The organism is Streptomyces sp. NPDC044033 (assembly GCF_056434425.1).
In genome coordinates, this window is the sequence record NZ_JBWKFF010000019.1 from 1 (window position 1) to 13940 (window position 13940).

12 protein-coding genes and 1 pseudogene are annotated in these 13940 nt (G+C 71.0%); 8 read left to right on the forward strand and 5 right to left on the reverse strand.

From position 1 onward, the window contains the following. Positions 1 to 649: 649 nt before the first annotated feature. Positions 650 to 796: pseudogene (locus tag AC07AB_RS29045) on the reverse strand (MmyB family transcriptional regulator); the annotation flags it as partial. Positions 797 to 1051: 255 nt separating this feature from the next. Between AC07AB_RS29045 and AC07AB_RS29050 the strand changes: the two are divergent. Beyond that, on the forward strand, positions 1052 to 1315 hold the full coding sequence (locus AC07AB_RS29050; protein ID WP_478572795.1) for a hypothetical protein: 264 nt from the start codon (positions 1052 to 1054) through the stop codon (positions 1313 to 1315). A gap of 57 nt (positions 1316 to 1372) precedes the next feature. Here the strand turns inward: AC07AB_RS29050 and AC07AB_RS29055 are convergent, their stop codons facing one another. Beyond that, the gene (locus tag AC07AB_RS29055) at positions 1373 to 2551 is read right to left on the reverse strand and encodes an acyl-CoA dehydrogenase family protein (RefSeq protein ID WP_478572798.1); all 1179 of its coding nucleotides are present in this window, start codon (positions 2549 to 2551) and stop codon (positions 1373 to 1375) included. A gap of 164 nt (positions 2552 to 2715) precedes the next feature. Next, positions 2716 to 2853 (reverse strand): hypothetical protein, encoded by a 138-nt coding sequence (locus AC07AB_RS29060; protein WP_478572801.1) that lies wholly within the window; start codon positions 2851 to 2853, stop codon positions 2716 to 2718. Between the two features lie 709 nt (positions 2854 to 3562). Between AC07AB_RS29060 and AC07AB_RS29065 the strand changes: the two genes are divergently transcribed. From AC07AB_RS29065 to AC07AB_RS29080, 4 genes are all read left to right on the forward strand, one after another. Continuing rightward, the gene (locus tag AC07AB_RS29065) at positions 3563 to 4540 is read left to right on the forward strand and encodes an AraC-like ligand-binding domain-containing protein (protein ID WP_478572804.1); all 978 of its coding nucleotides are present in this window, start codon (positions 3563 to 3565) and stop codon (positions 4538 to 4540) included. Positions 4541 to 4784: 244 nt separating this feature from the next. Further along, positions 4785 to 4964: a CopG family transcriptional regulator gene (locus AC07AB_RS29070; protein ID WP_478572806.1), complete on the forward strand. Its 180-nt coding sequence runs from the start codon at positions 4785 to 4787 to the stop codon at positions 4962 to 4964. Between the two features lies 1 nt (position 4965). Beyond that, positions 4966 to 5310 carry a VOC family protein gene (locus AC07AB_RS29075; protein WP_478572809.1) on the forward strand — a complete coding sequence of 115 codons (345 nt, stop codon included), beginning with the start codon at positions 4966 to 4968 and terminating at the stop codon, positions 5308 to 5310. Between the two features lie 63 nt (positions 5311 to 5373). Next, complete coding sequence (locus AC07AB_RS29080) at positions 5374 to 6231, forward strand: class I SAM-dependent methyltransferase (RefSeq protein ID WP_478572812.1); 858 nt, start codon at positions 5374 to 5376, stop codon at positions 6229 to 6231. Between the two features lie 33 nt (positions 6232 to 6264). On the opposite strand, the gene AC07AB_RS29085 is transcribed toward AC07AB_RS29080, so the two are convergent. Both AC07AB_RS29085 and AC07AB_RS29090 read right to left on the reverse strand, forming a co-directional pair. Further along, a complete protein-coding gene (locus AC07AB_RS29085) occupies positions 6265 to 7632 on the reverse strand; it encodes an MBL fold metallo-hydrolase (RefSeq protein WP_478572815.1) in 1368 nt (455 codons plus the stop codon). A gap of 242 nt (positions 7633 to 7874) precedes the next feature. Further along, the gene (locus AC07AB_RS29090) at positions 7875 to 8102 is read right to left on the reverse strand and encodes a hypothetical protein (protein ID WP_478572818.1); all 228 of its coding nucleotides are present in this window, start codon (positions 8100 to 8102) and stop codon (positions 7875 to 7877) included. Between the two features lie 142 nt (positions 8103 to 8244). On the opposite strand from AC07AB_RS29090, the gene AC07AB_RS29095 reads away from it, so the two are divergent. The 3 genes from AC07AB_RS29095 to scpA all read left to right on the forward strand — a co-directional run bounded on the left by AC07AB_RS29095 (position 8245) and on the right by scpA (position 13932). Further along, on the forward strand, positions 8245 to 9777 hold the full coding sequence (locus tag AC07AB_RS29095) for an MDR family MFS transporter (protein ID WP_478572821.1): 1533 nt from the start codon (positions 8245 to 8247) through the stop codon (positions 9775 to 9777). Positions 9778 to 9916: 139 nt separating this feature from the next. Continuing rightward, complete coding sequence (locus AC07AB_RS29100; protein ID WP_478572823.1) at positions 9917 to 11719, forward strand: methylmalonyl-CoA mutase family protein; 1803 nt, start codon at positions 9917 to 9919, stop codon at positions 11717 to 11719. An 8-nt stretch (positions 11720 to 11727) separates the two neighbouring features. Then, positions 11728 to 13932 carry a methylmalonyl-CoA mutase gene (gene scpA / locus AC07AB_RS29105; protein WP_478573174.1) on the forward strand — a complete coding sequence of 735 codons (2205 nt, stop codon included), beginning with the start codon at positions 11728 to 11730 and terminating at the stop codon, positions 13930 to 13932. Positions 13933 to 13940 lie beyond the last annotated feature (8 nt).

The following is a 13940-nucleotide window of genomic DNA, read 5'->3' on the forward strand; positions in this document are numbered from 1 at the left end:
CGACCGACTCGACCCGTCGGTATGGCGTGCTCAACCGGCAGGACCAGTACGACGCACTCGCCGTTGGCACCCCCCCTCAGAGGCGATGAGGACCCCACGGTAAAGCCGCAGGTCGGGGCTGATGCTTTGGGCTCTGTAGTGGCGGGTTTTCAGCGGACCTCCGGTCGTGCGCTTCGTCCCGGCGTGGCGCTGAAATATGTGGACCGGATACCACCGGACCCCTCCCTTTCTTCAATCGTTCGGCGGTCTCTGCTGACTGTAGAGCCCACATCTGACAGTTCCTCCAGAACCAGTCCTGGCCATACTGCTCAGCGACCGCACGACGCCCGGTCTCGAAGGCACCGAGCACCGCGGCACCGACGCCCCGCCGCGACTGCCCAGCACCGAGCGCGACGGCACCTCGCAAAGGGGCGGTGAGGACTCCAGTCTGCCGAGCGGGAGACTGCCATGGCGACGGCACGACAGCTGCTCCGTCACGCCGTGCTTCGCACAGCGGGCTGCGGGACAGCGGCCGCCTTACCTGCCTGCCGGGCAATACGTTCGGCTCGGGCCCGGCGCAGCGCGGCGACCTCGGTCGCCGCGGCCCGGCGACGACGCTGTACGCGGGCCTGCCCGATCGGGGCCGACGCATCGTCCGCGACCCGGGGCGCACGTCGTGGGCGGCCCACAACCGGGCGAACTCCGCGCTGCCGGAGAGGAGGTCACCAACCAGCTTGGCCACCTCGGGGTCGTCGGGGTAGCGGGCGGCGGCGGCGCGCAAGCGCCGGGCCGCAGCACGGGCGAACGCCTCGGCGTCGAATGGGGGCTGTGCGGACGTTGTGCTTGCGCAGTTCTTCGCCGGTGCCGGCTGCCTGGCCGTCTGGGGTGTCGCAGCTCATGCCCCGCCAGTGACTGGAGAGCGGCATCCGCCTCGCGGCGGCGGCGCTGCTCACCGCGCTGTGCCTGTACGGCGTGGGCCGCATCAGGGCCCGCTGAGCGCCGGCACCCGCTCTCCAGGCCGATGGCCTGGCCCTTTGCCGAATAATTCGAACATACGATCTACTCGTTCCCCATGAGCTACCTCTTCCCCGCCGACCTCCTGGAGACCCAGACCGAGTGGTACGCCACGTACTGGCTGCTCGCCGGCGCCCCCTCACCCCACACCACGACCGCCCACCGCCAACGCCTGCAGCAGCTCTCCGCCCGCATCGCCGACCACTCGTACTGGCAGACCCCGGCCGGCACCCCGGCGGCCCGCATGGCCCTCAAGGAGCTCGCCCGCGTCCGCGCGGAGGAACGTACGACCACCGCGACCACTTCTTCGACGACACCCTGACCCTCGCGGCATCCGTCATCCGGCTCCGCGACACGGCCCAAGAGCCATCGGAACGCCCTACCGCCGGACCCGCGGCATCCCCAGTCCGACCCAGGAGATGATCTCCCGCTGGATCTCGTTGTTGCCGCCGCCGAAGGTGAAGATGACGGCGCTGCGGTAGCCGCGTTCCAGCTCGCCGTGGAGCACCGCGCCGGCCGAACCCTCCTTCAGCGGCCCGGCGGCGCCCGCCACCTCCATCAGCCAGGCATAGGCGTCGCGCCGCGCTTCGGAGCCGTACACCTTGACGGCGGAGGCGTCCTGCGGGGTGAGCGTGCCGCGCTGGAGGGCGTCCACCATCCGCCAGTTGAGCAGCTTCATCGCGTCGAGCCTGGTGTGCGTACGGGCGAGGCGGCCGCGCACCCAGCCCAGGTCGATGACGCGGCGGCCGTCGGCGAGCTTGGTCTCGGCGGCCCAGTGCCGGACGTCGGCCAGGGCGCGGACGGCCATGGTGCCGTGGGCGGCGAGGGTGACGCGCTCGTGGTTGAGCTGAGTGGTGATCAGCCGCCACCCCTTGTTCTCCTCGCCGACGCGGCGGGCGACCGGGACGCGGATGTTCTCGTAGTAGCTGGCGGTGGTGTCGTGGGAGGCGAGGGTGTTGATGAGGGTGCAGGAGTAGCCGGGGTCGGTGGTCGGGACGAGGAGGATGGTGATGCCCTTGTGGGGCGGGGCGGCCGGGTCCGTACGGACGGCGAGCCAGACCCAGTCGGCGGTGTCGCCGTTGGTGGTCCAGATCTTCTGTCCGTTGACGATGTAGTACTCGCCGTCCCGCACGGCGCGGGTCTTGAGGGCCGCGAGGTCGGTGCCGGCGTCGGGCTCGCTGTAGCCGATGGCGAAGTCGAGTTCGCCGGAGAGGATGCGCGGCAGGAAGTACCGCTTCTGCTCCTCGGTGCCGAACTGCATGATCGTCGGGCCCACCGTGTTCAACGCCATGATCGGCAGCGGCACGCCCGCCTGAGCGGCTTCGTCGAAGAAGATGAACTGCTCCATGGGCGTCATGCCGCGCCCGCCGTACTCCTCGGGCCAGCCGGTGCCGAGCTGTCCGTCGGCGCCGAGGCGGCGGACGGTCTCGCGGTAGAAGCGCTTCTGCGCGGCGGGGTCGGCGTAGCGGGCGTAGGCGTTGTCGGGCACCAGCTCCGCGAAGTACGCACGCAGGTCGGTGCGCAACCGCTGCTGTTCCGGAGTGTATTCGAGGTGCACGGGCCCTCCTGGAGTCTGGGATCGCGCGGACTCCGCGCCGACCGCGCACAGACTAGAACCCGTTACAGAAATTAGGAACCCGCGGCAGCGCACGAATCCCGGGCGAGGGCTCCGCGGCCGGCATCGCCACGCCCCCGCCCGGGGCACGCGGGGCGACTGGACCGCTACGCCCCCGCGCCGGGTTCCGGGCGGCCCGCCCCACCCGGCTCACCGGCCAGGACACGTGGGGCATCGCCTTCCCGCCCGGGCGGGCGCTCCGCCTTCCGCTGGGCGTACCGCTCGGGCAGCGCGTAGACGGTCATGTCCGTCGTCGCCTCCTTCTCTCGTGCGCACTCTTGTCGCGTCTTCTCGCTGGGCGCGCCTTCCTGCCCGCTCGGTACGCCCTCTTGCCTGTTCCGCTCGTCTCGACTTCTCGTCTCGACTTCTCGTCACATTTCGAGAGCGCGGTTTCGCGATCGCGATGACCGGCGGGATTCGGACGTGGCGCTGAGCCGCGGGACACCGGCCGCGGCGTCACTCAGTGCATCGGCGGTACCGGCACGTCATCGGCCTTCGACACCATGGAAGAAAGCGGAAGGGACCTGCGGAGTACGGACTTCGCCCGGCTCGGCCCCCGTCGACCTCGCTCGGTCCCAAGAGCGACGGCGGGATCACCGCCGTCGTGGGAATCGGCCTCACCGACCGGCCGTGGACACTCGCGGCGCGGTGCAGAGGCGTACGAGACGGGTGCGAGCGCTGGGCCGGAACCGCTCGACACAGGCAGGCGCCAATTGTCTCGCCCCCCGTGCGAGGCAATTGGCGTGAATCCTGCCGGTCATCGATGTGCTTCGACGCTTCGTGGTCCCGGGCGCTTTCGCTTCGACGGATGACGACTCTAGGCTGGCCGTGTCCCACCGACTTTGCTGCGCGTGCACGGAACTTGGTCGATTGTGCGCCGGCCCCTCAGCGGTGCGCCGCGACGCCTTCCGCCGACCCACTGCCCGCCGGAGCTCTCAGGGAGGGGGCGTTGGAGTGAGCGAGACACTGGACACCAGGGCCATTCCGCCGGGAGACCGGGAAGAGCTCATTCGGCACGCGGTGTGGGAGTCCGTCGTGCGCATAGACATCGATCACCACCTCCCGCCGGAAGACCTCTCGGTCAAGGTGGAGCTGGACAACGTCGGCCTCATCGGCATCTGCTCCGCACAGGCGACCGGCCTGACGATCCGGCGCACGCCGCGACTGGCACGGGAGGACACGGAGCCCGCGGTGTTCCTCGGGCTCCAGTTGACGGGCACCAGCCTGGTGATACAGAACGGCCGCGAAGCCCTGTTGAAACCCGGCGACTTCGCCCTCTACGACACGGACATCCCGTACACGCTGGCCTTCGACTCGGGCGTCGACCAGCACTTCCTGCGCTTCCCCCGGGCGGCGCTCGCGCTGCCCGAGCGGTCGCTGCGCGAGATCACCGCCGTGACGCTGGGCCCCGACAACCCCGTCGCCGGTCTCGCGGCCGGGTACTTCAAGCAACTGGCCGTGACCGAGGCCCTGCACCGCGGCCCGAACGCCGAGGCGATAGCGGAGCCCAGCATCGAGCTGGTCCGCGCGGTCGTCGCCTCCCAGCTGGGCGATTCCGGCCTGGCCCGCGCCCCCATGGCGGAGACACTGAACCTGCGGATCATGCGCTACCTCCGCACGCACCTCGCCGACCGCGGCCTCTCGGCCGAGCGGATCGCCGCCGCGCACGGCATCTCGGTCCGCCATCTGTACGCGGTATTGGCGAAGTCGAATGTCACGCTGGGCGAGTGGATCCGCTCGCACCGCCTGGAGGAGTGCCGCCGGGAACTGGCCGATCCGCGGGCCCGCTACCGCACGATCGCGGCGATCGCGCGCGGCTGGGGTTTCGTGGATGCCACGCACTTCAGCAAGGTGTTCAAGCAGGCGTACGGCATGTCCCCCCGGGCCTGGCGCAACCTCGACCGCCCCGTCGAAACGGCCGGCCACCGCTGATCGCCGTCGGCGGGAGCGGGCGGTACGGCCGCGCCTGACGGCGCTTCTCCCCCATCGGGCACCGCTGTCGCGAGAACGCGCCGACGAGATCGTGACCGAGTCCCCGCGTGCCCCCGCGTGCCCTGCGTGCCCCTGGGGACCACCTTCTGAAGCCGCGGGCCAGTCTCCCGTGGGCACCGCCCCATCGGCGCGGCAGTCCCGATCACCTTCACGGCTAGCTTGCTAGAGTGCTAGCATCGCCCTTGTGAGTGACGAAGAGGTCAAGCAGTTCAACGTGTACTTGCCGATCGGGCTGATCAAGCAGGTCAAGCATCACGCCATCGAGTCGGGCATGTCCCTCTCGGCGGTGGTCGCCGCCGCCCTGCGCGCCCACCTTGACGACACCCACGGGCAGCGACGGCAACCACCCGAGAAGGAGAGCTGACATGGCGACCGATGGGATCGAGGCCGTGTTCCTGGAGACCCACAACTGGGGAAAGGCGGCGAAGTTCTTCCAGTCACTGGGGTACGAACTGGACTTCGCCACCGATCACAGCTCCGGCCAACTGCGCAACGGCGACGGCCCCTACGTGTTCATCGCCGAGGTTCCCGAGGACCGGGAGCCCCAGACGCGGATCGTGCTGAAGGTGCCGGACGCGGACGCGTTCCGCGCCGACCCAGGCGTCGAGGTGGTCACGCCCTTCGAGGACACCCACTACGGGACCAGGGAAATGACCGTCCGTGACCCCGACGGACGCCTGTGGAGCCTCCAGGCCCCGGCCGAGAACTGACCGCGAGGGCCGTGAGGGCCCTGAGAACCGTAAGGACCCTGAGGACCCTGAGGAAGGGACAGCGTGACGGACGAACCGAACGAAGCTCCGGACAGCACCGCGGTACGGGTCGCCCTCTGGCGGGCGTTGCACGTACAGAACGACCCGCCGCCGCACGTACTTGAGGACGAGGTCGGCCTGCGGCTGGTGGCTCCCGACGACGGGTGGCAGCGCCGGCCGGACATGGATCCGCGCGGCACGAGCGGATTCCGGGCGGCCATCGTGGCCCGCGCCCGGTTCATCGAGGACCTGGTCGCCGAGCAGGCCGGCCATGGCGTCACCCAGTACGTCATCCTGGGGGCCGGCCTGGACACCTTCGCCCAGCGCAGGCCGGAGATCGCCTCCCGTCTGCGGATCTTCGAGATCGACCAGCCGGGCACCCAAGCCTGGAAGCGCCGACGCCTGATCGAACTCGGCTACGGAATCCCCGACTGGCTGCGACTGGTACCGGTCGACTTCGAGGCGGGCGGGGACTGGTGGGAGCGCCTGTCCGACGCCGGATTCGACCCCGCCCGGCCGGCGCTCGTCGTCTGCACCGGCGTCACCATGTACCTCACCGAAGACGCCAACTCGGCGACCCTGCACCGACTCGCCGGGCTCGCCCCCGGCTCGACGCTCGCCATGACGTTCATGCTGCCGACCGAACTCATCGACGACGCCGACCGTCCGGCGCTGGAGGCGACCAAGCCGCGGGCCCGAGCGTCGGGTACGCCGTTCATCAGCTTCTACACCCCGCGGGAGATGCTGGCACTGGCCCGCGCCGCCGGCTTCGAGAACACCCGGCACGTGGCCGGAGCCCAGCTGGCCGAACGCTACTTCGCCGATCGGGCCGACGGTCTCCGCCCGTCGAGCGGGGAGGACCTGCTGGTGGCCACCGTCTGACGCCCGCGAGGTGGAATCACCGGTGCCGCGGGGTCAGCAGGGACCGATGACGGTCAGGCCCGCCTCCGCAGCGGCCTCGAAACCGTCGTCGACCGCGACGACCCGCCGTCCCGCGGCATCGAGGAGGGAGGCACCGATCGCGGCGCGCATCCCACCGGCGCAGTGCACCCACACGGTGCCGGGCGGGACCGCGCCCAGGCGTTCGCGCAGTTCGTGGATCGGGATGTGCACCGCCCCTTCGACGCACCCCGCCGCGCGCTCGGAGTCGCGGCGCACATCGAGCACCACCACCTGCTCGCCGCGCTCGCGGGCGGCGGCCAGGTCGGCGAAGGAAGCCCGGGGGAACGACGCGAGCCGTTCGCCTTCCGGTATCCAGCTCAGCGGGTCGCCGGTGGCGGCGCCGGCCGGGCGGTCGATGCCGACCCGCACCAACTCCCGCTGAGCGGCGGCGATCTGCTCGGGGGCCTCGGCGAGCAGTGTGACGGGCTTGCCCCACGGGATCAGCCAGGCCAGATACGTGGCGAGCCGCCCGTCGCCCTCGAAGTTGAACGACCCGGCCACGTGCCCTTCGGCGAAGGCGACGCGACTGCGCAGATCCACCACCCACTCCCCGGCCGCCAGCCGCTCGGCGATCCGCGCGGCGTCGGCGGGCTCGGGCGGGGTGAGGTCGACGGGGGCGGGTCCGGCGGCGTTGGCCGGGCCCATATGCGCGTAGTAGGCCGGCACCTCTTCGAGCCCTGCCAGCAGTTGGGCGACGAAGGTGTCCGCGTCCTGGGTGAGCGCGTCGTTGGTCCGCCGCTCCTTGCCGATGGTGGAGGCGTCGCCCGATGCCTGGGACGAGGAGCAGAAACTGCCGAAGCCGTGGGTGGGCAGCACCTGCACCTCGTCGTCGAGCGCGCCGGCGAGCCGGTGGGCCGAGGCGTGCTGATCACGGGCCAGCCGCTCGGTCAGCCGCGGCTCGACCAGATCCGGCCGCCCCACGGTGCCGATCAGCAGCGACCCGCCGGTGAAGGCGGCCACCGCGCGTCCGCCGTCCTCCAGGGCGTACGAGGTGTGGTGGGGCGTGTGGCCCGGGGTGGCGATCGCACGCAGCACCAGGCCCTCGTCCACCACGACGGTGTCGTCGGCGGCGATGGGGACCCGGGCGAAGGAGACGTCGGCGGCGGCCGGCACCAGGTAGCGGGCCCCGGTGAGACGGGCCAGCTCCAGGCCGCCGGAGACGTAGTCGTTGTGCACATGGGTCTCGGCCACGTACGCGATCCGCACTCCACGCCGGGCAGCAACGGCGATCACCTGGTCCACGTCGCGCGGCGGGTCGATCACGACCGCACCACGGGCGCCCCCCGCCAAGTAGCTGCGATTGCCCAGGCCCTCGAACTTCAGGGTGTCGACGAAGAACACGGTTCCGGCTCCTTCACACGGCAATGTATTCCCGGGGCCCGGGCCGCTCCTGGGGCTGATGTGTCCGCCCGCCCGGCACTGCCTCTACCCCTGCGGGTACCGCAGCGCCAACGATCCGAACCGTCTCGCGCCCGGGCGGCTGCGCGCCGTACGGCCGGGCCACCGCCTCCAGGAGGCGGCCGACAGGCACCGGCCGCACCGCGCTCGCCCACGGGCGGGCACGTGCACGACAAGTCGGCCCGTCACTTCGCGCGCAGCCGCCGCGTGTGCTTCTTGTGGGCCGCCTGACGCGAGATACCGAGCGGCTCGGAGATCTCGCCCCAGGCCCAGCCGGCCGCGCGTGCCCGGTCGACCTGCCGCGCCTCCATCTCCTCGACCAACTTCCGCAGCGCCTGCACGGCGGCCAGCCCTTCACGGATCTCGCCGGACGTCGCAGCAGCAACCAGTTGATTTGCCTTCACCTCATCCACGACGTCAACCCAAGCTGACGAAGGCGCAGGCCGTCAAGCAGTTCGCGGATTCCTGTCACCCATGGTTGACGCACCTCTCATGTCAACCTAAGTTGACATTAAGGGAGTGCGACCCCGAGTCCACACAGAGAGGAGGGATGCCGTGCCACGCGCGAACTCGACATCCGCCGAGGACCTTGCCGGCCCAACACCACCCCGCAAAAAGGCGGTTCCGGCATTCATCGGACTGATGCTCGCCATGCTGCTGGGCACCCTGGACACCCAGATCGTCGCCACGGCGATGCCGACCATCAGCGGCGATCTCGACGGCGTCGAGCAGTTCGCCTGGGTCAGCACCGCGTATCTGCTGGCCTTCAGCGTGGTCACGCCGCTCTATGGGAAGCTCGGTGACCTCTTCGGACGTAAGCGGGTCTTCGTCTTCGCGATCGCGATCTTCCTTGTCGGATCAGCCCTCTGCGGCACCGCCGGATCGATGACTCAACTCGTCATCTTCCGCGGCGTGCAGGGCATCGGCGGCGGGGGACTCACCGTCTCGATCTTCGCCATTCTCGGCGACCTGTTCAGCCCTCGCGAGGGCGCCCGCTACCAGGGCTACGCGACGGCCGCCTTCGCCGCCTCCAGCGTCAGCGGCCCGCTGCTGGGCGGTCTGATCACCGACCGTCTCGGATGGCGCTGGGTCTTCTACATCAACATGCCGGTCGGCGCGGTCGCCCTGTTCATGGTGGTCGCCTTCCTCTCGCCGCCAGGCCCTCGCGGAGCCCCCCGCGTCGACTACGCAGGCATCGTCACCCTCGGTGCCACGGTGAGCTGCCTGGTTCTGCTCACCAACTGGGCAGGCACCCGGTACGCGTGGAGTTCCACGGTCACCATCGGGCTGGCAGGCGCAGCCCTCGTCCTGGGCCTGCTCTGGTTCGCGGCGGAGCGCCGGGCGGCAGACCCGATCGTGCCGCTCCGGATGTTCGGCGACTCCACGTTCACCATCTCCAATGTCGTGGCATTCGCCGGCGGGTTCATCTCCATCGGCGCGCTGAACTACCTCGCGCTGTACCTGCAGATGGTGACGGGGGCCGGCTCGCAGGACGCCGGCATGCTGATGCTCCCGATGACGGCCGGCATGCTCCTGGCCACCATGTCCACCGGCCACTTCATGGCCGCTACGGGCCAGTACAAGTGGTACCCCGCCGCGAGCATGGCCGTGGCCGCTCTCGCGCTGTATCTGCTGTCGACCATGACGACCAGCACGAGCCTCGCCGTCACCTCGGCCTTCATGGGCGTACTCGGCCTGGGCGCCGGGCTTTCCCAGCAGGTCACGGTGGTCGCCTCACAGAGCTCGGTGGCAGTGCGCGACATCGGCGCGGCGACTTCGACCGTCACCTTCACCAGGATGCTGGGCACTTCGATCGGCGCCTCGGTCTTCGGCGCGATCCTCAACAGGGGGCTCGCCGGGGACGCGTCCGAACTCAGCCACGGCGCGTCCGTCGACCCGGTCGCCGTACGCCGGCTGCCGCACGGCGTGCGGGACGCCTACACCGCGGCGTACGCCGACTCCCTGTCCACGGTCTTCCTCACCGCCCTGCCGGTCACCCTCGCGGCCCTGGCCTGTGCGCTCTTCCTCAAAAAGGTCCCGCTCCGTTCCGGCCGCGGTCCCAGCGAGGGCACCGGCGGAGCCGCGTAGAGGCCCCGGCAGGGCAGCGGACAGGCCCGGCGCTCCGCCCTAATGCGCCTCGCCGCCAAGTTCAAGCCAACCCGGGAGAGGGCAAGGTCACAGCCGTGCCCCCTGCAGCTCACCTGCGGTTCCGGCCTAGCATCCGAGCATGACTGTCCTGCCTGACGACGGGCTCTCGCTGGCCTCCGAGTTCCCTGACGCGACCCATGAGCAGTGGCAACGCCTGGTCGAGGGCGTCCTGCGCAAGTCGGGCAGGGAGTTCTCGGGCGCGGCGGCGGAGGACGCGCTGTCCACCGAGATAGAGGACGGACTGCGCAGCCGCCCCCTGTACACCGCGGACGACGCGACGCCCGACCCCGGTCTTCCCGGCTTCGCCCCCTTCGTCCGGGGCGGTCGCCCGGAGGGCAATGTGCTCGGGGGGTGGGACGTACGGCAGCAGCACACCACCGCCGACGGCGGGGCGGTGCTGGCGGATCTGGAGAACGGCGTCGCGTCGCTGTGGCTGGTCATGGGCGAGCGGGGGATCCCCGTACCGTCACTCGATCGGGTGGTCGACGGCGTCTATCTCGATCTGGCGCCCATCGCCCTCGACGCGGGAGACGACGTCGAAGCCGCCGCCGGTGAACTGCTGCGGCTGTACAGGGAGCGCGGGGTCGCGAAGGAGGCGGCGCGCGGCAGCCTGGGGGCCGACCCGCTGGGGTTCGAGGCGCGTACGGGTGAGGGCTTCGGGTTCGCGCCCGTCGCAGCTCTGGCGCGGCTGTGCGCCGAGGAGTATCCGGGGCTGCGGGCGCTGACCGTGGACGCGCTGCCGTACCACGAGGCCGGCGGGTCGGCGGCTCAGGAGCTGGGCAGTTCGCTGGCGACCGGTGTCGCCTATCTGCGGGAGCTGACGGCGGCGGGGCTGACGGTCGAGCAGGCCGTCGCGCAGTTGGAGTTCCGGTACGCGGCCACCGCCGACCAGTTCCTGACGATCGCCAAGCTGCGGGCGGCGCGCCGGCTGTGGGCGCGGGTGGCGGAGGTGTGCGGGGCCGAGGGCCGGCAGGTCCAGCACGCCGTGACCTCGCCGGTCATGATGGTGCGCCGCGACCCGTGGGTGAACATGCTGCGCACGACGGTCGCGACGCTGGCCGCCGGGGTGGGCGGCGCCGACGCCGTCACCGTGCTGCCCTTCGACCACGCCCTCGGGCTGCCGGACGCGTTCGCCCGCCGGATCGCCCGCAACACCTCGACGATCCTGGTCGAGGAGTCGCACTTGTCCCGGGTGATCGATCCGGCCGGCGGCTCCTGGTACGTGGAGCGGATCACCGACGAACTCGCCACCGCGGCGTGGGCGTTCTTCCAGCGCATCGAGAAGGCGGGCGGCCAGGCCGCCGCCCTGCGCTCCGGGCGGCTCGGCCAGGACCTGGCCGACACCTGGAAGGCGCGCAGCGCGAAACTGGCCGAGCGGAGCCAGCCCATCACCGGGGTCAGCGAGTTCCCGAACCTCGCCGAGCGGCTCGTGGAGCGCGCACCGGCTCCGGCGCCGCGGTCCGGCGGGCTGCCGCGCGTGCGGCGCGACGAGGCGTTCGAGGCACTGCGCGCCCGTTCCGACCGCCACCTCGCGGCGACCGGGGCCCGGCCGCGGATCTTCCTGGCCGCCCTCGGGCCCGCCGCGGCGCATACCGCCCGCCTCACCTTCGCGTCGAACCTGTTCCAGGCGGGCGGCATCGAACCCGTCGACCAGGGGGCGTTCGAGGACAGCGGTGCCACCGAGGTCTGCCTGTGCTCCAGCGACGCGCTGTACGAGGAGCGGGCCGCGGAGACCGCCGCGAGGCTGAAGGAGTCGGGCGCCCGGCATGTGTTCCTCGCGGGCCGCCCTGGGCAGTACCCAGGTGTCGACGCCCATGTCTTCGGGGGCTGCGACGCCGTCGCCGTGCTCTCCGCCACCCTCGACCGTATGGGAGTGTCCTGATGGCAACGATGGGAATCCCGGACTTCTCCGGGATCGGCCTCGGGACGCCGAAGGCCGACGGCGGCGCCGAGGAGTGGCGCGACGCCGTCAAGAAGGCCGCCGCCGGGGACGACCTCCGCTGGGAGACCCCGGAGGGCATCTCGGTCAAACCGCTCTACACCGGGCAGGACGTCGAGGGCCTGGACTTCCTCGGCACCTACCCGGGCGTCGCCCCGTATCTGCGCGGCCCGTACCCGACGATGTACGTCAACCAGCCCTGGACGATCCGTCAGTACGCGGGCTTCTCCACGGCCGAGGAGTCCAACGCCTTCTACCGGCGCAACCTCGCGGCGGGCCAGAAGGGGCTGTCGGTCGCCTTCGACCTGCCCACCCACCGCGGCTACGACAGCGACCACCCCCGGGTGACCGGTGACGTCGGCATGGCGGGCGTGGCGATCGACTCGATCTACGACATGCGGCAGCTCTTCGAGGGGATCCCGCTCGACCGGATGACCGTGTCGATGACGATGAACGGCGCGGTGCTGCCCGTGCTCGCGCTCTACGTCGTGGCCGCGGAGGAGCAGGGCGTGCCGCCGGAGAAGCTGGCGGGGACCATTCAGAACGACATCCTCAAGGAGTTCATGGTCCGCAACACCTACATCTACCCGCCCAAGCCGTCGATGCGGATCATCTCCGACATCTTCGCCTACACCTCGCAGCGCATGCCGCGCTACAACTCCATCTCCATCTCCGGCTACCACATCCAGGAGGCCGGAGCCACGGCCGACCTGGAGCTGGCGTACACGCTGGCCGACGGGGTGGAGTACATCCGGGCCGGGCGGGCCGCGGGGATGGACGTGGACGCGTTCGCGCCCCGGCTCTCCTTCTTCTGGGCGATCGGCATGAACTTCTTCATGGAGATCGCCAAGTTGCGCGCCGCGCGTCTGCTGTGGGCCAAGCTGGTCCGGCGGTTCGACCCGCAGAACGCCAAGTCGCTTTCGCTGCGCACCCATTCGCAGACCTCCGGCTGGTCGCTGACGGCGCAGGACGTGTTCAACAACGTGACGCGTACGTGCGTGGAGGCGATGGCGGCGACCCAGGGGCACACCCAGTCCCTGCACACCAACGCCCTCGACGAAGCCCTCGCCCTGCCCACCGACTTCTCGGCGCGCATCGCCCGCAACACCCAGCTGATGATCCAGCAGGAGTCGGGCACGACCCGGGCGATCGACCCGTGGGGCGGCAGCGCCTACGTGGAGCGGCTGACGTACGACCTGGCGCGCCGGGCATGGCAGCACATCGAGGAGGTCGAGGCGGCGGGCGGCATGGCGCAGGCCATCGACGCCGGCCTCCCGAAGCTGCGGGTGGAGGAGGCCGCGGCCCGTACGCAGGCCCGGATCGACTCCGGTCGGCAGCCGGTCATCGGCGTGAACAAGTACCGCGTCGAGACCGACGAGCAGATCGACGTCCTGAAGGTCGACAACTCCTCCGTACGCACCCAGCAGATCGACAAGCTCCGGCGGCTGCGCGCCGAGCGCGACGAACGCGCCTGCCAGGACGCGCTGCACGCGCTGACCCGCGCCGCCGCGTCCACCGGCAACCTGCTGGAGCTCGCCGTGGACGCGGCCCGCGCGAAGGCGACCGTCGGGGAGATCTCCGACGCCCTGGAGAAGGTGTACGGGCGGCACGCGAGCCAGATCCGTACGATCTCCGGTGTGTACCGCAACGAAGCCGGCGACTCCCCGTCCATCGAACGCACCCGTACGCTGGTGGCCTCCTTCGAGGAGGCCGAGGGCCGGCGCCCCCGCATGCTCGTCGCCAAGATGGGCCAGGACGGCCACGACCGCGGCCAGAAGGTGATCGCCACCGCCTTCGCCGACCTCGGCTTCGACGTCGACGTGGGCCCGCTGTTCCAGACGCCGGGCGAGGTGGCCCGCCAGGCCGTCGAGGCGGACGTGCACATCGTCGGGGTGTCCTCGCTGGCCGCCGGCCATCTGACGCTCGTACCGGCGTTGCGGGAGCAGCTCGCGGAGGAGGGCCGCGCCGACATCATGATCGTGGTCGGCGGGGTGATTCCGCCGCAGGACGTCCCCACGCTCCTGGAGATGGGCGCGGCGGCCGTCTTCCCGCCCGGCACCGTGATCCCGGACGCCGCGTACGACCTGGTGCGGCGGCTGGCCGCCGGCCTCGGGCACGGCGAGCTCCGGCCCGCCGATACCGGTCACGGCCGCTGAGTCCCGTG